The sequence below is a fragment of the Microbulbifer echini genome (assembly GCF_041447225.1).
Taxonomy (GTDB): Bacteria; Pseudomonadota; Gammaproteobacteria; order Pseudomonadales; family Cellvibrionaceae; genus Microbulbifer; species Microbulbifer echini.
In genome coordinates, this window is sequence record NZ_JBGMEL010000018.1 from 44,109 (window position 1) to 65,344 (window position 21,236).

A 21,236-nucleotide genomic window follows, 5' to 3' on the forward strand; every position below is an offset into this window, starting at 1 on the left:
TACTAAGTGATTTCACTAAAGATATATCGTGCTGTGGGGGCGTGAAAATATTCATGCTTCTGTTATACAAACGTCATGCCTGCACACTAGCATTCTGGTCTAGTCCAGTTTGTGGTGCGGTCAAACTCGTTAAATTTACTTCGGTAACAGTTTGCCCTTCATATTTTATTTGATAAGGGGATGGAGAATGATTCGAGTCAAATTATTGCCTGCAGCGATCGCTTTGCTAATTGGGCAGGGTAGTTACGTGTTTGCTCAAGAAAGTAGTGAGCAGGGAGCTCTGGATGATTACGGCATAGAAGAAGTGGTGGTGCTAGGCCACATATTTGATACTGAGTTGCATTCACTGGAGATACAGAGGGAATCTAACCGTATTGTCAGTGTGGTATCAGCAGATGGTATTGGCAAGCTGCCCGATCGTAACGCTGCAGAGGCAGTTCAACGAGTTTCAGGTGTTTCTATTGAACGTGACCAGGGCGAGGGACGTTTTGTAGCTGTTCGCGGTCTCCCATCCCAGTGGAGCTCCTCCAGCCTCAATGGCCACCGATTGCCATCTGCAGAAGAGGAAACGACCAGCAGGGCTACGGCTTTTGATTTCTTCCCATCGGAATTGATTGAGCGTATCGAAGTTTCCAAGGCGCTCACTGCCGATCAGGAAGGAGACTCTATTGGAGGTAATGTCAACTTTGTCACCCGCACTGCGCCTGAAGAGCGCACTCTGGATTTATCCCTCTCCGGTGGCTATGCGGATAAAGCGGATGGTGATATTAAATCCATGAGCATTCTATATGGAGATAGAAGCGAGGAAGGTAAGTGGGGATTTCTTGCTAATGTGACCGGGTGGAGCAGGGACTGGGCAACAGATAATTATGAGCCCCGCCGTAAAGGTGTGGGAATATATCGCCTGGAATTACGAGATTACACTGGGACAAGGGATACCCTTGGCTTAAATATTGCTACTGAATACCGGTTTGACGATGGAGGCAAACTTTTTGCACGTGGTTTATATGGAACACTTGAGGATGAAGAAATCCATTATAAGCATAGGCTGAGGTTTGATAAGGATAGAATGGAGCTTCAACACATACACAATACGCTGATTACTCGTATGCAGGGCTTCGAAGTTGGTGGGGAAAGCTTTATAGGAGCTGATAACCAGCTGAATTGGAGTTTAGCCAGTTATGATAATGAGTTCCGCTACGGGAATACACCTAATAAAGAAGATCACTCTTATTTTGTAATGCGCTTTGACCAAGCGAATGTGGGTTATATTGGCTTGGCTGAGGATGGACTGGCCTATAACCAGATTGATGGTGGCTATGATCCAGCAGAAAATATACCGACTCATCTTCCCGATCATTTTGTGATGGACCCGGCTCAGTCCAATTTATCCTGGGTTGAACTTTATAAAGTGTATGTCAACGAAAAAGATAAAGTAGTTGTTTCTTTTGACTTTACTTCGGAGCTTTCCAGTGAGTTGGAATTAAAGTTCGGAATGAAATATCGGGATAAGGAGCGAGTGTCAGAATTTTCCGATGAATTTTACGCCTGGGATGAGGTGAACTACGGCTCTGCTCCGGTTCTTGCTGATTTCACATTGTCTGACCAGCCTGGTAGAAGTGATTTCTTATCTGAACTGGATGTTAATTACGCCTCACAGTTCTCACAATCGGCTTCAATGTCGCAGTTGGAAAAATTTTGGAACGAAAATCGAGATAAATTTATTTTAGTATCAGAAGAATCTGCTTTGGTGGAAAATGGCGGTGCTCTTGGACGCAATTTTGAGCTAACTGAAAGTCACCTGGCTGCTTATGGTATGGGAACTTACGATTTTTCAGAGAGAGCGACTTTTGTAGCTGGGTTGCGGCTGACTCAGACACAAACTGAGGTGGATAGCCAGGTGTTTATCACCGATGAATCTGACAATGGTTACCTGGTGCCTTTTAATGGCCAGAAAGAGTATTTATCCATTCTGCCATCGGTACATCTAAAGTATGCGCTTACGGAAGATAGTAACATCCGGTTTGCTGTTACCCGAACATTTGCCAGGCCGGATTTTGGTGACCTGAATCCAGGAGGTTACTACGCCGAACACGATAATGAATTTATAGGTGGTAATCCAGATCTTGATCCCACTTACTCTTGGAATCTGGATATGATGTATGAATACTATTTCAATGAATTCGGAGTGTTATCTACTGGAGTTTTCTATAAGGATATCACCGATCCAATTTTTAAAGATGTTAAAGAGGGCGAGTATAACGGGGTTTCCGGAGTTGATATCTACAGCCCGGAAAATGGGGGCAATGCATGGCTGAGAGGCTTGGAGTTTAACTTGGTGCGTAGGTTGGATTTTCTGCCTGGATTTCTTTCAAATATTGGGGTATCGGCAAATATCACCTTGATGGAGTCAGAAATGCATATCCCAGGACGTGATGAATCTGTGCCGATTTCCCGCCAAGCAGATTTGTTACATAATTTCTCTATCTACTATGACGACGGTGCTTTCTCCATACGCTTGGCTCAAAATCATAAGGGTGAGTATATTGAGGAGCATGGAGCCAGTAAAAATGGAGATCAATACTATGGGGCCTACACCAGTCTGGATATGAGTGCAAATTATACATTGAGTGACAGTCTGGTTGTCTTTGTAGAAGCTCTCAACCTGACTAACGAACCTCTAACATATTATATTGGTAATGAAAATAGGCCCAAGCAGTTAGAATATTATGGAGTGCGTGGACAATTTGGTTTTCGCTATAGTTTCTTTTAGCGACTTGCTTTGGTGGCTCAAAGAAACAACACGGCAGTAGCCGTGTTGTTAATTCTGGAAGTGTCGTAAAATATTTTTAATTATAAAGAAAGTGGATCCCCGCGTTTCAGTAGTGTTTCTATATCAATATTTCTAGGAAGAGTGCCGGTACTGTGTGCCCCCTTACTTTCCAATCTAGATTGAATAAAAGCATTACTTACGGCTTCATTGCCAGCCTGAAGAAGGAGATGGGTTTGCATCGTAATCGCCATTTGGTCGATTATATGACGTGCCCGATATTCAAATTGATCCAGGTCTGCAAGTTCATTTTTCAGTAAATTTATTGCTTTATCAAATCGAGAATCTACGCCGACACTCGATGCCATTTCATCCAACCAATGGTTGACGACACTGGGCGTCTTAGTAATCGCTCGCAGCACGTCTAGAGCCTGAATGTTACCTGACCCCTCCCAGATAGCATTAATTGGTGCATCGCGGTAGAGGCGGGCGGTGATAAAGTTTTCAATAACCCCATTACCTCCCAAGCACTCCATTGCTTCATAGGCATGATGGGGGCTGCGTTTACAGATCCAATATTTACCTACGGCAGCACCCAGACGTAATAGCATCTGTTCGTGCTCCTGATCCTCTTGATCCATGGCTCGTGCCATACGCATTGTTAGAGCGATTGAGCCCTCAACTTCCAGTTGTAGGTCGCCCAATACATTCCTCATTAAAGGTTGGTCAATCAGTTTCTGACCAAAGGCTTTCCTCTGAGAGGTGTGATACATAGCCTGCACCACTGCTTGGCGCTGCCCACCTGATGAGCCAACCATACAATCAAAGCGTGTGAGGGCGACCATCTTGATGATCGCGTTTACGCCGCGCCCCTCTTCACCCAATAACCAACCTAAAGCACCTCGCATCTCCACTTCAGAAGAGGCATTGGATACATTACCAGCCTTTATCTTAAGTCTTTGAATTTCTAGCGCATTTTTGCTTCCATCAGGCCGCCAGCGGGGCACCAGGAAACATGAGAGCCCTCCTGGCGCTTGGGCTAATACGAGGAAGCCATCACACATTGGGGCTGACATAAACCATTTATGACCAAGCAATTCATAGCTCTCACCACCTGTATATAATGCGGTGCTTGTATTTGAGCGAACATCTGAGCCGCCCTGCTTTTCGGTCATACCCATACCAATGGTCAGGGAGGACTTTTCAAAATATGGGCGATTGCTGCCATCATATCCCCGGTTAAGAATCTTGGGTATCCACTCTTCAGCAATTCCCTGATTTAACTTAATTGAGGGTACTGAGGCAAAGGTCATCGTAACGGGACAACTGTGCCCCGCCTCTAGCTGGCAATGAAGATAGTTTTTCGCAGCGCGGGTTACATTGGCCCCGGGACGAGGAGTGGTCCAGGGAGAGCTGTGGAGCCCTTCTGATAGTGCGAGCTGCATAAGCTGGTGATACGAGGGGTGATAGCGTACTAAGTCAATGCGATTACCGATACGATCATGACTTTCAAATATTGGCTTAAACTCATTCGCAGCATAACCCCGCTCAATCATTTCTGGTCTTCCGCAGACTTCACCGTAACGCTGTAAGTCATTTTCCGCCCAGTGCCCACCATTGAGATGCGTATTATCAATTAAGGCTTGGTCACCGGCATATAGGTTGTGTCCACAGAGAGGAGAGACTTGGTTACTGACTATGTGAGTAGCTGTATGTGTTGAAGGGTGTAAATGATCACTCATGACTTGAACCTTTGCGGCTAAGGCGAATTTTTGCTTATTAGAAAGCCTATCTTGTACTGTATTCTCAAGTTGAGGCTGTGATAAATGATTAGAGAGTACCAGTATGGAAGCATAAATCAGCAAGCGCCTGATTACTATTTGGGCATGTTGATATTTCATGGGTAAGTTCGATTGGACTTACGCTGTACTAGAAAATCATAGGTGAATAAGTTTTTAATCAAAGCGATATTGCTTTTCCGGGCGCTATTAATTTCTTTATTTGAGAGGACTCGACTAAATTGCTTTCCGAATCTTTTTAAATTGACAGATGGTGGTGTTTACTCGGTCGGTGTGCGTTATTTGAGCTGAGTTAACATACGGTTTTACTCGATATATATCAATTAAGTTTGCGGACTAGTGCGAATTTATTGTTGTTCTAGGTGATTTTGCGTTACTTTGAAATCTATACGAAAGGATGCTAACAATTGTTCCAGGTCAAGTTAAAAGCGATACCTTTGTATGAGAAAGTAACATTTGCAAGGATTGCTGGCACACTTAAGATTGAATTTTTGGTATCTGTATCACTACCTGTTGCAGTATGAGGGTTGATCGAATAGATTTAGTTCTCAGCAATGATACCGCAGGATGAAAAGAATAAAAAAGTAAGAAGCCGTCATCAGGTAGAATCAAAAAGGATCGTATGTTGGGGGAACCCAGATGAATTTGCATAAGGACTATGCACGCTTAAAAATTGTTGCGGCAGATAGTACTCTTAAGGGGCCTTCTGTAGCTTTCTTAACATCCTCAATCAACTTGCAAACTTCGATTTTTGCAGGTCATATTGAAACGGAATTTCAAACCAAGTGCTCTATTGTTCAGCGCCTTCCCTCAGTTTCTTTTGAGTATTTGGTTGCTGATTATCTTTTACTCGATTGCGCAGATCTCTCTAAGTTAGAACTTGATCAACTTTTACGGGATATTCATGCTGCAATTGATGCTCCCAGTGTCATTTTACTAAACGTAGACGATACAAGTGAATTTGATTTTGTATTGCATTGGGAAAAGGTGCTAGGGCTGATGCCCTCGAAGAGTGATGCGAAAGTGATTATGGAGAGATTAGGCAGGATATTTTGTGGGGAATATTGGTTTCCTAGAGATGTTTTGCATAATTTTCTTCGGCAGCACAGACGCCCCAAAAGATGGATGGATACAACCGCAAGCCTCACACAGAGGGAGCGGCAGATATTAGAACTTATCTGTGAGTGTCGGACTAATGCAGATATTGCTAGTGTACTCTGCGTCAGTGAACACACGGTGAAAAGTCATCTATATAAAATTTATAGAAAGATAGGCTGTAAAAATCGCTTGGAAGCAAGTAGTTGGGCGAGTCAGAATTTGTAAGATGAAATCAAAATATTTTTCTCTTTGGGGGAGGTGCCTTGTACTTTCTCTATGTTTCATGTCTTCTTTCACGGTTTCTCAGACCCTGGATTCTGGTGATGGTGAAGATTCAATTCTTACAGGGTTGATCATTGATAATACGGTGAGTGGTATAGGTCAGGAATTTGCGCGCGCACTCTCTCTGTACATCTCCTCAAATCTGACAGATTTCGATTATAACCTTACTGTTCATGAAAGACCTTCGGCACGCTGGGGTAGTGTTGTGTGGGTGACTTATGAAAATAAACAGATGTTCAGGACTGTTATTTATCCTGGGCGCAGGCGATTTGGGCAAGTAGTCGAGCAGGCAGCTTCTCAAATAAACAATAATGTACGACAGCAAAGGCTACAGGAATTGTTTTCACAGAATTTAGATTTGGCTGGGGAGGAAATCTAGTGAAGTATGTAAATTTATTAATTATTTTTGCGCTATCTTGCACCGCTTTTGCTACAGAGCTTATTTATACTCCAGTAAATCCGTCTTTCGGAGGCAACCCTCTGAATGGTAATTATTTGCTAAATAATGCCAGTGCCCAAAATGGTAAAAAGGACCCTAAGGCTGGCAAGTCTCCTTACTCTGATTCGTCCTCGCTTGATCGGTTTACGGATACCCTGGAATCCAGATTGTTATCCCAGCTGCTTACAGATGTTGGCAATGGAAATGATGGAACCTTGGTAACGGATGACTTCATTGTCAATATTCTTGATGTGGATGGTACATTAACCATAACTATTACAGATGCTGTTACAGGGGAACTTTCCGAGATTGTGGTTGTTGGTCTTAATCCGGGCAACTGATTTAATTGGCCAGCGGATGGTGTTTTTTAGAGGTGGCGGTGATGGTGGTTAGAATAATATTCATATTTTCAGTTTTATTTTTTGGTGGTTGTAGTTTTTTTCAGAGTGCGGGGGAGGCTTTGTTTGGTCCAGGGGAGCAGAAGGCGACTCTGACAGATAGGATGAGTACCTACGCCGACCTTTTGAATTTGCCATCCCCGAGAGGGAAAATTGTAGTGGCCGTTTATGGCTTCAGTGATCAAACTGGACAGTATAGACCTGCTCCTTCAAGCTCTTTCTCAACCGCTGTTACACAAGGGGCAGCCTCTATGCTCGTTCAGGTCTTGAACGAGTCAGGGTGGTTTGTCACCTTGGAGAGGGAGGGATTACAGAATTTACTTACCGAAAGAAAAATAATAAGGGCATCCAATAAAGAGCAGGAATCGCCTCTTCCATTTGAACTGCCCTCCTTGATGTCTGCCAATGTTATGTTGGAGGGAGGCATAATTGCTTATGATACAAACATAAAAACTGGTGGAGCCGGAGCTCGATATTTCGGTATCGGCCTTTCTGAGCAGTATCGTGTTGATGAGGTGACTGTAAATTTACGTGCTGTAGATGTTCGCTCAGGTCGCGTTTTAAATAGTGTGCTCACCAGTAAAAAAATCCTTTCACGCCAGGTTCAGGGTGATGTTTATACTTTTGTGGAGTATAAGCGGTTGCTGGAAATTGAGGCCGGGATGACGACAAATGATCCGGCACAACTTTGTGTGCTTTCTGCTATTGAGTCGGCAGTGATACATCTTATTGCCAATGGTGTCACTAACAATCTCTGGGCTTTGCAGGATGTTAATGAATTCCCGGCTTCTGTATTGAGCGAATATTCGGATGCTACTGTAAAAATTCTTTGATTATTGATGCAGTTTTGTTTGTTTTCTGGGTGTGTTCTTTTTGTGACGTATAATCACCTCCTGTGTTGTTTTCTTCGGTGGTATAAGTGGTCTTGTATTTCTGTTGTGCTGTGGTGAAATATCATGTAATTTACGTTGCTTGTTTATTTGGGGCTGTTTTTATTCGAGATAAGCAAGCTATATTTCCCCCTCATACAAAAGTCTTAATTATTCCCCATTTCTTTCTGAAAAATATACCCTTTCTTCTGATTTAATCCTTTCTCATATGTTTCTATAGTGTCCATCGGTAAACGGTATCTTTGTTTAATTTTTTTGAGGGGGTTTTGAGTGGGCACTATTAAAACGGGTGTTTGTTTTTTTCTCCTGTTTGTTTTTTGTGCTTCCGCAGCCTGGGCAGGCGATCTAGATGATTATGATGAACTGTCTTCAGCGCAAGGAGAGCTAGATCTTTTACTAAAGAGGAATGAGTCCATTACGGGCCAGCTGGCGGAGGTTGTACAGACGGGCGATTATAATCTCGTCGAAGTCTCTCAGTCAGGACAGTACAACCAGGTTTTTTTGGTTCAGGATGGGTATTCTAACGAGGCCCTAGTCCAGCAGGGGGGAGAGTATAATTATGCCGCAATCTCCCAATCTGGAGCCTATAACCAGGCTACTGCCGTTCAAAATGGGGTGAATAATATCGCCCTGATTAATCAAGTAGGTTATGGAAATTCAGCCAATATCATCCAAAACGGAGATGGGCTCTTTGGATTTGTCGCGCAGTTCGGTGACAACCATGCAGTGCAAGTAGTTCAACACTAACGCGCTGTTTTCTTTTTGTTTGTATTTGTTTACTTAGTCTGAGGGAGAAACATAAATGAAAAAGCTTTCACTTGCTGCCGCGATTGCAATGCTTGTTGGTGCTGGACAGGTTATGGCCGATAGTAACTATGGCGATCAACTACAGGTTGGAAACGATAATGGTGCTGATATTTATCAGGTGTCCGAGTCCACTAATAATGCTGCCTATCAGTGGCAGGAAGGTAATGACAACCGTGCTACCGCTAATCAGTCTACCGCTGATGCTAACTACATTGATCAGACTCAGGTAGGTAATCGTAACTATTCTGAAACCAGCCAGTTTAATCAGGATGGTTCACAGGCATATACTTTTCAGCAGGGAGAGGGTAACCAAGGGGTCATTCACCAGTGGGATGGTACCAGAAACGCTGCTTTCGCTACGCAGATTGGTAGTGAAAATGTCATGCACCTAGATCAGTACTCAGAGGCTAACGATAACACTCTCGATGCTGTTCAAGAGGGTAATGATAATATGGCCGCATTACACCAGGACGGTGACGGTAACCAGTTTGTCAGCACGCAGTCTGGTGATGGAAACAGTGTCTGGAGCAGTACTTGGTATGCTTCCGCCGATGGTTTCCTGGGTGGTCAGGTAGGTAATGGAAATGCCGGCTTCGTCTATCAGGAAGGCGTCGAAAATACATCAAATCTGGTACAAACTGGCGACTACAACTATTTGGATATGTCTCAGGTTGGTGCCAGTAATATTGTCACGGTTGCCCAGACGGGTACTGGTAACTCCAGTGTTGCCGGCCAGTATGGTGACGCTAACGTTGTCACTGTCACTCAGAATGAAACCAATAACATCGGCGATATGTATCAGTATGGCAGCAGTAACGCTGCGACCCTGGTACAAAATGGTGATCTTAACTGGACCGAATTTTCTCAGTCTGGTGATCTGAACGTGGCAACGATTGATCAGTCTGGTAGCGCTAACTCAGCCTTTGGCTATACCGAAGGTATGGCTAACACGGTAGATATTGACCAGTCTGGCGAGCTGAACTTGGCTGAAATTCATCAGGATCTGGGTGAATTCAATTTGATAGTTATGACTCAAGATGGCTTTGAACACGGCGCTCACCTGGGGCAGTCCGGTAGCGAGAATGCCACCTTTGTTACTCAGACTGGCAACTTTAACATGGCCAGTGTTCATCAAGTTGGCAATAATAATTTGGCTTCAGTTTCTCAAAACTAAGAAACGCTTGCCTCTTTAATGAGAGCCCTCTCCATTCGGGGAGGGTTCTTTTTTATTGGATAAAAAATTCACCACATCATTTATTTGTGCGCTAAACACACCGCTGCCCGCATAAATTCAGTGTGAGCTCTAGGAGGCCGATCCAAGGCGATTGATGGGTGGTGTTGCCTTTAATGGCTGAATCAACAGCTCGTGCTTTCAGTAAGAGTGCTTCCAGCTTTGGGGGCCCGAGGCGGGATAAAGCCGACTGAACGAGTGGTTGACGTTTCTGGATGCGCACCAAGCGTGCCAATGGCTGTCCCTGTTCGAGTTTTTCCGTTATTTCCAGGAGGGATCGAACCTCCCGGGCCAGGGCCCAAAGCACCACCGGCGGCTCTATTCCTTCGGCACGCAAGCCCTGCAAAGTTTTGACAGCCTTCTCGGCCTCTCCAGCCAACGCCCTGTCTATGAGGTCAAAGACACTATAGCGGGCGGAGCTGGTAACACTATGCTCTAACTGCTCAACGGTTATCGTTTCGCCGCTGTTTAATAATTTTAGCTTCTCAATTTCCTGACTTGCAGCAAGTAAATTGCCTTCCACTCGCTCGGCGAGAATACGCACGGCTTCCTTTTCGGCGGACAACCCTGCCGCACTAAGTCTTTGGCTGATCCAGTGTGGCATTTCCTGAGCACTTACCGGCCAAACCTGGACCAATACGCCCTGGCCTTCAAGGGTTTTGACCCACTTGCTGTTGAGTTGGGATCTGTCTAGCTTGGGCAGAATGAGCAGTAGTATCAAATCCTGGCTGGCAAGGGCGGCAAACTCCTGTAAGGCCTTGCTCCCTTTATCTCCTGGCTTACCACTCGGCGCGCGCACTTCAATGAGTTTTTTTTCTGCAAAGAGTGACATATTTCCGGCAGAGGCAAGTAGTGACCCCCAATCGAAATTGTGCTCAGCGTGCAGTATCTCTCGCTCTTCAAAGCCATTTTTCCGTGCCGCTGCACGTATTTGATCGCAGCACTCCTGTACGAGAAGGGGCTCATCGCCAGAAACGATATAAGCCGTTACTAGCTCTTTCCTGAGTTGTTGAGAGAGTTGTTGAGGGTTGATACGCATAAGCCAAGCTGCCTAGTAGCTTTTATCTTCCAGAGGGGCGTTGACATCGATACGGCGCAGGCGATCAATCATCCGGCTGATCAGCTCACGGCGCATTTCTGCGCGCAGGAGTCGCTCCTCTTCGCCCTTACTGACAATTTCTGAGACATCCCACTCTAGAGAACGGTAGACATCGGCTTGGGCCTTATTTAACAGAACCTCGCCACTACTTGTACGAACACTGTAAATAGCGCTAGTAATTAATTCGTACTCAGAAGCTCGCCCTTCAGAATCCACAGCAACCGTGAGTTTTCGTTCGGTTTCCCTATGAATGGTCAGCAGATAGTCCGCCTCTATGGGAGACGCGGCAACGGGGACTCCGCCGTTTTCCAGGAGCCGGCTGATTTCATCTGCGATGTCACTTCGCGGGTTTTCACTGGAAATATATATAGTGCTACCTGGGGGGAAGTTTTTCGGTGCTCCGCGCAGGTGCCAGCCACAACTGGCCAGAGTAAGGGTGGCTAGTAGGACGAGGATTCGGCTTGTGGTTATTTTCATAAACTACCTGATTTGTTTGTACCGGCAAACGGGTTTGTGCAGAAGCTAGCCGGGAGCATGGTGCTCCCGGCAGGTGGGCTGGGGCCTACTTGGCAACAATGTTTACCAGCTTGCCCGGTACAACAATCACTTTGCGTACTGTGGTATCGCCGATAAATTTCTGCACGGTTTCATTGTCCAGCGCCAGTTTTTCCAGGCTCTCTTTGCCAGCATCGGCTGGCGCTTCAAGCTTGGCACGGACTTTACCGTTGACCTGTACTACCAGGGTAATAGTTGAACGGATCAGGGCTTCCTTATCCACAGCGGGCCAAGGCGCATCAATTAGGGAGTCAGAATTACCCAGTACCCGCCACAATTGGTGGCAGATATGCGGAGTAACCGGTGCCAACAGCAGTACCGCGGCTTGTAATGCCTCCCGCTCAACGGCAAGACCCTGTTCGCTATCCCGCTCAGCCAGTTTATTTACTTCATTGAGAAGCTCCATTACTGCGGCGATAGCAGTGTTGAAAGTCTGTCGACGACCGTAATCGTCTCCGACTTTCTGGATGGTCTCATGGGCCTTGCGACGCAGTTGCTGCTGCTTGTCACTCAGTGACTGCTGATGAATTTCCACTTCGCAGGAGCCAGCGGCAACATGGCTATGAACGGTTTTCCACAGTTTGCGCAGGAAGCGGCTGGCGCCCTCTACACCTGTTTCGTGCCATTCCAGAGTCTGTTCGGGAGGAGCTGCAAACATGGTGAACAGCCGCACGGTATCAGCACCGTATTCTTTAACTGCGGCGTGGGGGTCAATCCCGTTGTTTTTCGACTTGGACATTTTCACTACGCCGCCGGCGGTTACCTCTTCACCGGTCGCGCGCTCAATGGCTTTAATGGCTTTGCCCTTCTCATCCCGCTCCACATCCACGTCGGCTGGGTTGATCCAGGTTTTGTGGCCGCTCTCTTCCCGAAAGAAGGACTCTGCCAAAACCATGCCCTGGCATAACAACTGTTTGAAGGGCTCATCGGTGTTGACCAGGCCCTCATCACGCATCAGTTTGTGGAAAAAGCGTGCGTACAACAGGTGCAAAATAGCGTGCTCAATACCACCCACATACTGGTCTACGGGAAGCCAGTAGTTGGCGCGATCTGGGTCGAGCATCCCCTCTTCGAAATCAGGACAGGTGTAGCGCGCGTAGTACCAGCTGGACTCCATGAAGGTGTCAAAGGTGTCGGTTTCGCGTTCTACCGGCGTGCCATTGAGTTCGTCTTTGCGCCACTCGGGGTCGGCTTTTATCGGCGATTGAACCCCGTCCAGCTCCACATCTTCCGGTAGTAAAACCGGCAGTTTCTCAGCGGGCACTGGGATTTCGCCGCCATCGGCCAGGTTGAACATGGGGATAGGGGCGCCCCAGTAACGTTGGCGAGACACCCCCCAGTCGCGCAGACGGTAATTGGTCGTTACCTGGCCCTTGCCGGCCGCTGCCAATACCTCAGAAATTGCGGTAAAGGCCCCATCAAAATCCAGGCCATCGAAGCTCCCTGAATTTACCAAATTGCCTTTCTCAGTAAAGGCCTCTTTGCTCAGGTCGATCTCTTGGCCGTCCGCAGGCTCTATTACCTGAGTGATAGGTAGCTGATATTTCTGAGCAAACTCCCAGTCACGTTGATCGTGGGCGGGTACGGCCATCACTGCGCCAGAACCGTAATCCATCAACACATAATTAGCCACCCAGACCGAAACCTCTTCACCGCTGATGGGGTGGATGGCCTTAAGGCCTGTATCCATGCCTCTTTTATCCATGGTGGCCATATCGGCCTCAGACAAGGATTGCTTTTTACATTCTGCAATAAAGTCTTTTAGCTCAGGGTTAGCCTGGGCTAATTCCAGCGCAATCGGATGCTCAGCAGCGAGGGATACGTATGTGACCCCCATCAGGGTGTCCGGGCGGGTGGTATAGACATCGAAGTGGTCCATGCCCGCGACGGTTGTGGGCAGGGCGAAGCTCAATTCCACACCGCGGCTCTTACCGATCCAATTGCGTTGCATGGTCCGCACTTGCTCAGGCCACTCCGGCAACTTGTCCAAGTCGTTGAGCAGCTCTTCGGCATAGTCGGTGATCTTGATAAACCACTGGGCCAGTTCACGCCGCTCCACAGTGGTGCCGCAGCGCCAGCAGGCTCCATCTTCAACCTGCTCGTTTGCGAGTACGGTCTGGTCATGCGGGCACCAGTTCACGGCGGAGTTCTTCTTATAAACCAACCCCTTTTCGTAGAGTCGGGTAAAGAACCATTGCTCCCAGCGATAATAAGAAGGCTGGCAGGTGGCCAGCTCACGGGACCAGTCGAAGCCGAAGCCGAGGGCCTTTAGCTGGCCTTTCATATACTCGATATTGGCGTAGGTCCATTTGGCCGGCGCGGTTTTATTTTGGATCGCGGCGTTTTCTGCCGGAAGACCAAAGGCATCCCAACCCATGGGGTGCAAAACATTTTTACCCTGCATACGCTGGTAGCGGGAAATAACATCGGTAATGGTGTAGTTGCGCACATGGCCCATGTGCAGTTTGCCGCTGGGGTAGGGGAACATGGATAGGCAGTAGAATTTTTCCCTGCCGGTATCTTCCTGAACCTCAAAGCTCTTTTGCGCCTCCCAGAATTCCTGGGCGGAAGCTTCGACTGCGGAGGGGGTGTACTGCTCTTCCATCGATTGGGGACCTATACTCTGTGATCAAAATTTTGCGGGGGAACCCTTGGGTGTTCTGGTGGGGGCGGCCTGAGATCTACAAGCAAAGAATTGATCGTGATCAAGGATTTCCCCGAAGCATCTATTTAGGATGCGTAAACGCGAGATTATAGGAGGGATACCGTGACGAAGGAACCGAAGTTACCGCCGAAGGACGATCTGGCCGATGAGTTTCGTGAAGACCTGGAAGATTTAATCGAGGGAGAGCTGGCGGTTGAGAACCTTACCGCCAATAAAGTCGCCTTTCTTCGCGCTTGGCTGAAGGATGACCTGCACCGCGCGAAGGATTATGTGCGGGGCCTGGGCGGGGAATTGCGCACTTTGGAGGCGCGTGGAGGGGACTGGCTACTAAATGCAGCGGACCCCACAGAAACCGCTTGGCCAAATCTGATGCGCTGTATCCGCGAGGGTAAGCCCTGGGCTCTGGCTGGCGAGACGGTAGGTGCCGGTGAGGAGTTGCAGTGCCTCGGGTGTGGCTATCGCGCCCAGCCACCGGAGAAAAGCCAAGTTACTCCCTGCCATCGCTGTGGCTATGGCTGTTTCAGGCAGATAGAGGGCGGTTTAGAGTATTGATCGAGCTCCCCAGGGCAATGGTGAATCTGCTGATTCCGCCTTTGGCACCTATGCTGGGTCTGCTTGTGGCATTCTTAATACGTTTTTTGCCTGTGGGCTCCCTCTTGGAGAGGGTGTCTTTGCCCCTTGCGATTTTCTCTTTTACTTTACTTTGGTTCAGCGGCACGCCGGCCTTTTCTGGTTGGCTTGGCAAATGCTTGGGAACTGTGCCGGATCTTCCTGCCAGGGCTCCAGCCCCGCAGGCCGTTGTAATTCTCGGGGGCGGGAGCTATAGGGACGGTGAGTCTGGAAGTGAGCGCTTATCTGCTCCCAGCCTGGAGCGGGTTCTTTGGGCGGTTCAGAATGCGCCTGAAGGAATGCCGATCCTGGTTTCCGGTGGACGAGTCCATCCGAACAAGCGTGCGACCGAAGCACAGTTAATGGTGGATTTACTCGAATCTGAGTTGTCTCGCCCGGTGAGTTGGCGCGATGATTGCAGTCGCACTACTGCAGAGAATGCCGTAAACAGTGCGGAAATATTGCGTAGCTCAGGTGTTGAAAGTATTGTGCTCGCCACCCACTGGTGGCACATGCCCAGGGCTGCAGCGGTTTTTACCCGCGCCGGTCTACAGGTTCAACCCCTACCGGTGGGGAGTGTGTCCGAATTGCTACCTAGGGCTCGGGATGAGGTTCGGCGATGGATACCCAGTGCGGCGGCTCTATTGTGCACACAGATCTATTGGAGAGAGCTGTTGGCACAAGCTTGGTATCAACTGAGGCCACTGCCGGAGGCTGGCAGATGTTGAGGAACTTTTGCAGTGAGGGAATCTCTGAGACTTATCGTGTATGAAGGAATAGGCGACGCGCCTTGTACCGCAGGTCTTAGCAGACTGGTTGCACCGAGCTAAATGGTCGACTGGCGCCACAGGGTCAACCCGCTGATCACTTTTTAGAATGGAGTAGCGACTGTGGATAACAATCATAACAATAAGCGAGATAACCTTATGCCAAAGGGCATCCCGGCTAACTTTGCTCCCATCCAGCTGCACAACCGACTAAACCGGGCGGTATGGATTGGCTACAAGCGCGTGGATCAGGATGGACGAATCCTGTTTTTCCTCTGTGCTGGGCTTGAGAGTGGAGCTCAGTTGAATAAAAACTTCGAGACCTTTGCCGGGCAAATTGTCCGAGAATTCCGTCTGGATCCATCGATAGTAGAATTTATTGAATTGCGTGTTGGCGCCGAAGAAACCCAGTGGTATCGCTGGCATGCGCAGTGGGTTGGCTCTGCGCCCATGGGGTGCCACGGGGACTTGGTAACCAGTGAGTCCAGCCGGCGCTATTTGACCCAGGCTCTGGAAAGCAGCGTTGTTGCCGCTTGATTTAAGAGACTGTTTTCAACGTGGTATACGCTAGGCGCGGGCCTTATTGGTAGCGCTATTTTGATTGAGCAGGTCTGCAAGAGCCTGCTCCAGGGTGGGGAACTGAAAGCTGTAGCCACTATCCAGAGCGGCACGAGGCTCCACCCGCTCGCTGGCCAGGAGTAGTTCTTCCGCCATCTGTCCGAACAGGGTTTTGAGCAACCAGGCGGGTGAGCGAAACAAAGAGGGGCGGTGTAGCTGTTTGGCCAATAGGCGACTGAAACTGTTGTTGGTGACGGCTTCGGGTGCACTGGCGTTAAAAGGTACGCAAAGTCGCTTGTCGATTGCATGAAGTATCAGACCAACCTCATCCTCCTCATGAATCCAGCTCATCCAGTGCTCACCGGAGCCCATCGGTCCCCCCAGGCCCAGGCGGAAAGCAGGCAACATTTTTGGCAGTGCACCGCCGCGGGTGGATAGCACTACTGCTGTGCGAATTGTCCCAACACACATGCCTGCTCTCTGCAGGGGCTGTGTGGCTGCTTCCCAGTCGCGGCAGAGTTGAGCGGAAAACCCGCCACCAGGAGAACTGTCCTCCCTCAGTAATTCCCCTCCGCGGTCCCCGTAGTAGCCGATAGCGGACCCCGACAGGAAGTAGTCTGGCCGTTCTCGCTGGGCGAGGGTCCAGCGCACTAATCTTTCGGTGGTGTTTAGGCGGGAGTTACGAATTTCGGCGCGGCGTTTCTCAGTCCAACGGCTGGATATGGGTTCACCGGCCAGGTTGACTACAACATCCACCCGTTCTTGAACCTCTTCGGGTGTACCACAGGCCTTGGCCGACTCTCCACAGAGCCTGCGAACTTTATCCGGCTGGCGGCTCAATACGGTGAGCGTGTCGCCGCGGGCGAGCCAGCGCTGGCAAAAAAGTCTACCGATCAGGCCGGTGCCACCACTGATTAAGCAATGCATAGACTGGGCATCCCCGCCAAAATTTCACTGGTAAATTGCTTGCAGCATAGCAGGCATCCCCAGGGGCGGGGCCCCGACTGCCTGCTAGAGCAAGGGCTGTGGCGGGGGCTATTATTCGGCTACTCCGCCGGTGAGAGGTTTTTTGACCTTATCGGACCGCCGGCGCTGCAGCAGCATTGCCAGTACCAGCATTGGTATGGCCAGCGTAAAAACTGTGGATATGCCGGCGAGCATAAAGGGGGTGGAGCCGCGCATTGCACGAATATCGCCGGTCATATTGGCCTGCTCAAACTGCGGTAGCTGTTTGAGGATGCTTCCGTGGGGGTCAACGATGGCACTCACACCGGTATTGGTGCCGCGTACTAGGTAGCGCCCTGTTTCCAGCGCGCGCATCTGCGCCATCTGCATATGTTGCAATGGCCCTATGGAGTCGCCAAACCAGGCATCGTTACTGATGGTGAGGAGTACCTGGGCTGAGAGGGCACTATCGGCTACCAGTCGAGGATAGACAATTTCATAGCAGATAAGGGGGGCCCAACTGGCCTTTCCCGCATTGAGTGGGCCCTGTTGATCGGGGCCGGAACGGATAAAGGAGGTGGGCAGGTTAAAGAATTCAATGGTCCCCCTGATGAAGTCCTCCAGGGGGACATACTCGCCAAAAGGCACCAAGTGACGTTTGTGGTAAACACTGGGGCTGCGGCCAAAAACGGCTGCGGAATTGTGTACTTTCTTGGCGCCGCTTTCTGGGCTGCGTGTGTCGTAAAGAATACCGCTGATCAGATCAATCCCGGTTTTTTCCGCATTGCGCTGCAGGGCCTGCATTAGGTTTGGCGCCTGACCGTACAGCATGGGGAGTGCTGCCTCCGGCCAGATAATCACATCTACATCCTGCTCACTCAGGGCGAGGGAGCCCTCTTGGTAGCGACTGATGGTCTCCCCGCGAAATTCTGGGAGCCACTTTTTTTCCTGCGGGATGTTCGCCTGTACTAACCCCACTGTGATTAAGCCACCTTCGGCCTGGGTCCACTGGATCTTGGAGAGAGCAGCCCCGAGAGGCCAGGGGAGAAGCGCCGCGCTAATCAGTGCGATATGGGCGGGTTGCTTGAGGGGGGCCAGGCGGCCACTGGCAGCCAGCGCCAATACTGCCCCGGAGAGGGCCAGTAGCAAGCCGATTCCATAGACACTCAGCACCGGCGCCCAGCCGGACAACCAGGTTTCCAGGTGGGCGTAGCCGGCGAACAACCAGGGGAATCCTGTGAACATCCAGCTGCGGAACCACTCGCTGATAAACCAGAGGGCGGCAAAGGCCAGGGCAAAACTGAATTTGTTGGCAGTGAAGCGGCCGAGAAAATAAAAAGGCGCGGCCAAAAGCGCTGCCATCAAGGCGACAAATCCCCCGGTGAGGGCGAGCCCTAGGGCGGGCGAGGAATTGCCAAAGTTCGTGATGGAAACATAGACCCAGGAGCCACCTGTGGCATACAGGCCGAATCCATAGCAAAAAGCCAACCAGAGGGCGTTGCGCCCGCGCAGCGGGGTGCCGCGGGCGGCGAACAGGAATAACCACGCCAGCAGGGTCAGGGACAGGAGGCCGCACACCCAGTAGTCAAAGGGGGCGAGGGACAATGTCATCAGCCCGCCGGCACTAGCGCCGGCGAGGGGTAATAGTATTCTTCGCATAGACTCGCTTAATCGATAGCCGCCAGTGCCGCCGAGCTCTCAACCCCGAGGAATTTTGACCAGTGTCGCCCAGCGGGCATACCGCTTAATCCTCATCGGGCGGCTTGCGCATATGGGCAACGCGAAGCAGGTGGATCTGCCGGCTGTCCGCGTAGAGCACCCGGAATAGGAAGTCGCCTAGGCGGGTGACTTCATCTCGGCCAGGCAGGTGGCCGAAAGATTGCATAATCAGACCACCAACCGTGTCGAATTCTTCATCGCTGAACGTGCAATCAAAAAATTCGTTGAACTCTTCGATGGGGGTGAGGGCCTTGACGATATAGTCATTCTCGCCCACGCGACGAATAAAACTATCCGCTTCTTCCTCATCGGTTTCATCTTCGATTTCGCCAACAATTTCTTCGAGGATATCTTCAATGGTGACCACGCCGGATACACCGCCATACTCGTCGATAACAACGGCCATATGGTAGCGATTTTCACGAAATTCCCGCAGGAGAATATTCAGGCGCTTGCTTTCGGGGATAATATTGGCCGGGCGAATAATGTCTTCGAGCTGGAATTCGCCGACACCTTTGAGGAGCAGAGGTAATAGGTCTTTAGCCAGCAGTATTCCGCGAATATCGTCAATGCTCTCGCCAACCACGGGGAAGCGGGAGTGACCAGATTCGATAATTTTGGGGAGAAACGTTTCGGGCTTGTCCTGCAGACCCACAACCACCATCTGCGAGCGGGGGATCATAATCTCCCGAACTTGCTGGCTGGATACATCCAGGGCGCCTTCAATAATGGACAGTGCCTCGGCGTCGACCAGCTGGTTTTCAGCAGCATCTTTGATGATATCCAGCAATTCATCACGGGACTTCGGTTCGGCGGAAAATGCGCCAAACAGTCTTTCCAGCCAGTTTTTTTCACTCGACCGGGGCTTGCTGGAAGAGTGGCTACTTGGGGGCTCGTCTGTGGTCATGGAAGTGGCCATGCTCCGGGTATCTCTCGTCTGTTGTCAATTCAGGAATCGTTAATGGGTCACTTTCATCTCGGCCGGGGGCCATCACCCCGCCTCATCGAGAGGCGTGTAGGGATCGGCAAAGCCGAGTTGAGCCATTAGGCTTGTCTCCAGCTTTTCCATGATTTCCGCATCGCTATCTTCGATGTGGTCATAACCCAGAAGGTGCAGTGTGCCATGGACCAGCATATGTGCCCAGTGTGCTTCGGATGATTTGCCCTGTTGTTTCGCTTCTTCCTCAACAACCGGTGCGCAGATGACCAAGTCTCCCAGCAGGGGTAGATTCAGCTCCGCGGGGAAGTCTGTGTGGAAAGACAAAACGTTGGTGGGTTTGTCTTTGCCCCGGTACTGGGCGTTGAGCTGTCGGCTCTCATCTTCATCGACGATACGCACCGCTAGTTCGGCTTCTTCACGTTGGCTGGAAAGGGCGCTAATTACCCATGTGTGGATCTTTTCATCGGGGGGGAGGCTGCTGCAGCGGCTCGCCCGCTGCACATCGAGGGTCAAGTCAATCATAACTATGCGGGGGGACCTCAGGCGGCGTTCTCATCGGCTTTGTTACTGATGTTGGCATCCCGTTCCGCCTCGTGGATATCGTAGGCTTCCACGATGCGCTGTACGAGAGGGTGGCGGACCACATCCTTGGCGCTGAAATGGGTAAAGCTGATACCGTTGACCTTGTTGAGTACTTCCACGGAGTGGCGCAGGCCCGAGGCCTGCCCGCGTGGCAGGTCCACCTGGCTCGGATCTCCGGTGATCACCGCCGTGGAGCCGAAACCAATTCGGGTCAGAAACATTTTCATCTGTTCGCGGGTGGTGTTCTGGCTCTCATCGAGAATCACAAAAGCGTTATTGAGTGTACGCCCGCGCATGTAGGCCAGAGGAGCTACTTCGATCACGTTGCGTTCTATCAGCTTACCGACCGTCTCAAAGCCCAGCATCTCGTAGAGGGCGTCGTAGAGTGGGCGTAAGTAGGGGTCTACTTTTTGGCTTAGGTCACCGGGGAGAAAGCCGAGTTTTTCACCGGCTTCCACCGCAGGGCGCACCAACAGAATGCGTTCCACCTGGTCTTTAAGTAGGGACTCGACTGCACAGGCGACCGCCAGATAGGTTTTGCCGGTACCGGCGGGGCCTATACCGAAATTGATATCGTTGCTCTGTACCGCATGCACGTACTTGCGTTGGTTTAAACCACGCGGGCGTACAGAACACTTTTTGGTGCGAATCAATACCACCTGGTCGGCTTCTGTGGATTCGCCCCCTTCACCCTTGCGGAGCAATTCCTCTACGCCTGCCTGTTGTAGAGCCAAATGGATCTCATCGGGCGTCAGGTCATCGCGGGTGCCGGTCTCCTTGTAGAGGGCGCTCAGCAACTCACAGGCAGCCTTGGCCGTTTTCGGGTCGCCGTAGACGGCGAACTGGTTGCCCCGATTACGGATTTCAATACCCAGTCGCTGTTCTATTTGGCGCAAATGCTGGTCGAACTGACCGCAGAGGTTGGCGAGGCGTCGAGCGTCATTGGGCTCGAGAGTGATATTGTGAGCGAGAGCTTGAGTTTCCAAACTGGTTTCCGGCACCTTAATTTGTAGTGTTCATTGCTAGGGTATACCCATTTTCCCTGGATAGGAAAGCCTTGGATCTTACCAATAGGTTCTAACT

At 50.0% G+C, this 21,236-nt stretch carries 19 protein-coding genes; 10 read left to right on the forward strand and 9 right to left on the reverse strand.

Annotated elements, in window-relative coordinates:
• Positions 1-187: 187 nt before the first annotated feature.
• Positions 188-2,773: a TonB-dependent receptor gene (locus ACCI51_RS16155; RefSeq protein WP_371844491.1), complete on the forward strand. Its 2,586-nt coding sequence runs from the start codon at positions 188-190 to the stop codon at positions 2,771-2,773.
• A gap of 80 nt (positions 2,774-2,853) precedes the next feature.
• Here ACCI51_RS16155 and ACCI51_RS16160 read toward each other — a convergent pair whose 3' ends face one another.
• Entirely contained in the window at positions 2,854-4,671 is a 1,818-nt protein-coding gene (locus ACCI51_RS16160) for an acyl-CoA dehydrogenase family protein (protein WP_299585681.1), read from the reverse strand.
• A 537-nt stretch (positions 4,672-5,208) separates the two neighbouring features.
• On the opposite strand from ACCI51_RS16160, the gene ACCI51_RS16165 reads away from it, so the two are divergent.
• The 6 genes from ACCI51_RS16165 (at position 5,209) to ACCI51_RS16190 (ending at position 9,657) form a co-directional block, all read left to right on the forward strand.
• Positions 5,209-5,892, forward strand: coding sequence for a helix-turn-helix transcriptional regulator (locus ACCI51_RS16165; RefSeq protein ID WP_371844492.1), 684 nt, complete (start codon positions 5,209-5,211; stop codon positions 5,890-5,892).
• 1 nt (position 5,893) lies between these two features.
• Entirely contained in the window at positions 5,894-6,328 is a 435-nt protein-coding gene (locus ACCI51_RS16170; RefSeq protein ID WP_371844493.1) for a CsgE family curli-type amyloid fiber assembly protein, read from the forward strand.
• Entirely contained in the window at positions 6,328-6,729 is a 402-nt protein-coding gene (locus ACCI51_RS16175; RefSeq protein WP_299585675.1) for a curli assembly protein CsgF, read from the forward strand. The genes ACCI51_RS16170 and ACCI51_RS16175 overlap by 1 nt, the downstream gene beginning before the upstream one ends.
• A 41-nt stretch (positions 6,730-6,770) precedes the next feature.
• Positions 6,771-7,619, forward strand: coding sequence for a CsgG/HfaB family protein (locus tag ACCI51_RS16180; protein WP_371844494.1), 849 nt, complete (start codon positions 6,771-6,773; stop codon positions 7,617-7,619).
• A gap of 327 nt (positions 7,620-7,946) precedes the next feature.
• Positions 7,947-8,423 carry a hypothetical protein gene (locus ACCI51_RS16185; protein ID WP_299585671.1) on the forward strand — a complete coding sequence of 159 codons (477 nt, stop codon included), beginning with the start codon at positions 7,947-7,949 and terminating at the stop codon, positions 8,421-8,423.
• A 55-nt stretch (positions 8,424-8,478) separates the two neighbouring features.
• Entirely contained in the window at positions 8,479-9,657 is a 1,179-nt protein-coding gene (locus tag ACCI51_RS16190) for a hypothetical protein (protein WP_299585669.1), read from the forward strand.
• 91 nt (positions 9,658-9,748) lie between these two features.
• Here the strand turns inward: ACCI51_RS16190 and holA are convergent, their stop codons facing one another.
• The 3 genes from holA to leuS form a co-directional block, all read right to left on the reverse strand.
• Complete coding sequence (gene holA, locus ACCI51_RS16195) at positions 9,749-10,753, reverse strand: DNA polymerase III subunit delta (RefSeq protein ID WP_371844495.1); 1,005 nt, start codon at positions 10,751-10,753, stop codon at positions 9,749-9,751.
• A gap of 12 nt (positions 10,754-10,765) precedes the next feature.
• Positions 10,766-11,290, reverse strand: a complete 525-nt coding sequence (locus ACCI51_RS16200; protein ID WP_299585665.1) for an LPS-assembly lipoprotein LptE — start codon at positions 11,288-11,290, stop codon at positions 10,766-10,768.
• 85 nt (positions 11,291-11,375) lie between these two features.
• Positions 11,376-13,973: a leucine--tRNA ligase gene (gene leuS, locus ACCI51_RS16205; RefSeq protein WP_371844496.1), complete on the reverse strand. Its 2,598-nt coding sequence runs from the start codon at positions 13,971-13,973 to the stop codon at positions 11,376-11,378.
• Positions 13,974-14,135: 162 nt separating this feature from the next.
• Between leuS and ACCI51_RS16210 the strand changes: the two genes are divergently transcribed.
• The 3 genes from ACCI51_RS16210 (at position 14,136) to ACCI51_RS16220 (ending at position 15,946) form a co-directional block, all read left to right on the forward strand.
• Positions 14,136-14,585, forward strand: coding sequence for a zinc ribbon-containing protein (locus ACCI51_RS16210; protein ID WP_299585661.1), 450 nt, complete (start codon positions 14,136-14,138; stop codon positions 14,583-14,585).
• A 113-nt stretch (positions 14,586-14,698) separates the two neighbouring features.
• Positions 14,699-15,370: a YdcF family protein gene (locus ACCI51_RS16215; RefSeq protein WP_371844497.1), complete on the forward strand. Its 672-nt coding sequence runs from the start codon at positions 14,699-14,701 to the stop codon at positions 15,368-15,370.
• Positions 15,371-15,568: 198 nt separating this feature from the next.
• Positions 15,569-15,946 carry a hypothetical protein gene (locus tag ACCI51_RS16220; RefSeq protein WP_299585657.1) on the forward strand — a complete coding sequence of 126 codons (378 nt, stop codon included), beginning with the start codon at positions 15,569-15,571 and terminating at the stop codon, positions 15,944-15,946.
• 30 nt (positions 15,947-15,976) lie between these two features.
• Here the strand turns inward: ACCI51_RS16220 and ACCI51_RS16225 are convergent, their stop codons facing one another.
• The 5 genes from ACCI51_RS16225 to ACCI51_RS16245 form a co-directional block, all read right to left on the reverse strand.
• On the reverse strand, positions 15,977-16,894 hold the full coding sequence (locus ACCI51_RS16225; protein ID WP_371844498.1) for a TIGR01777 family oxidoreductase: 918 nt from the start codon (positions 16,892-16,894) through the stop codon (positions 15,977-15,979).
• Between the two features lie 111 nt (positions 16,895-17,005).
• Entirely contained in the window at positions 17,006-18,571 is a 1,566-nt protein-coding gene (lnt, locus tag ACCI51_RS16230) for an apolipoprotein N-acyltransferase (protein ID WP_371844499.1), read from the reverse strand.
• Between the two features lie 85 nt (positions 18,572-18,656).
• Complete coding sequence (locus ACCI51_RS16235; protein ID WP_371844500.1) at positions 18,657-19,550, reverse strand: HlyC/CorC family transporter; 894 nt, start codon at positions 19,548-19,550, stop codon at positions 18,657-18,659.
• Between the two features lie 72 nt (positions 19,551-19,622).
• Positions 19,623-20,093 carry an rRNA maturation RNase YbeY gene (ybeY, locus tag ACCI51_RS16240; protein WP_371844501.1) on the reverse strand — a complete coding sequence of 157 codons (471 nt, stop codon included), beginning with the start codon at positions 20,091-20,093 and terminating at the stop codon, positions 19,623-19,625.
• 17 nt (positions 20,094-20,110) lie between these two features.
• Positions 20,111-21,139 (reverse strand): PhoH family protein, encoded by a 1,029-nt coding sequence (locus ACCI51_RS16245; RefSeq protein ID WP_371844502.1) that lies wholly within the window; start codon positions 21,137-21,139, stop codon positions 20,111-20,113.
• Positions 21,140-21,236: the final 97 nt, after the last annotated feature.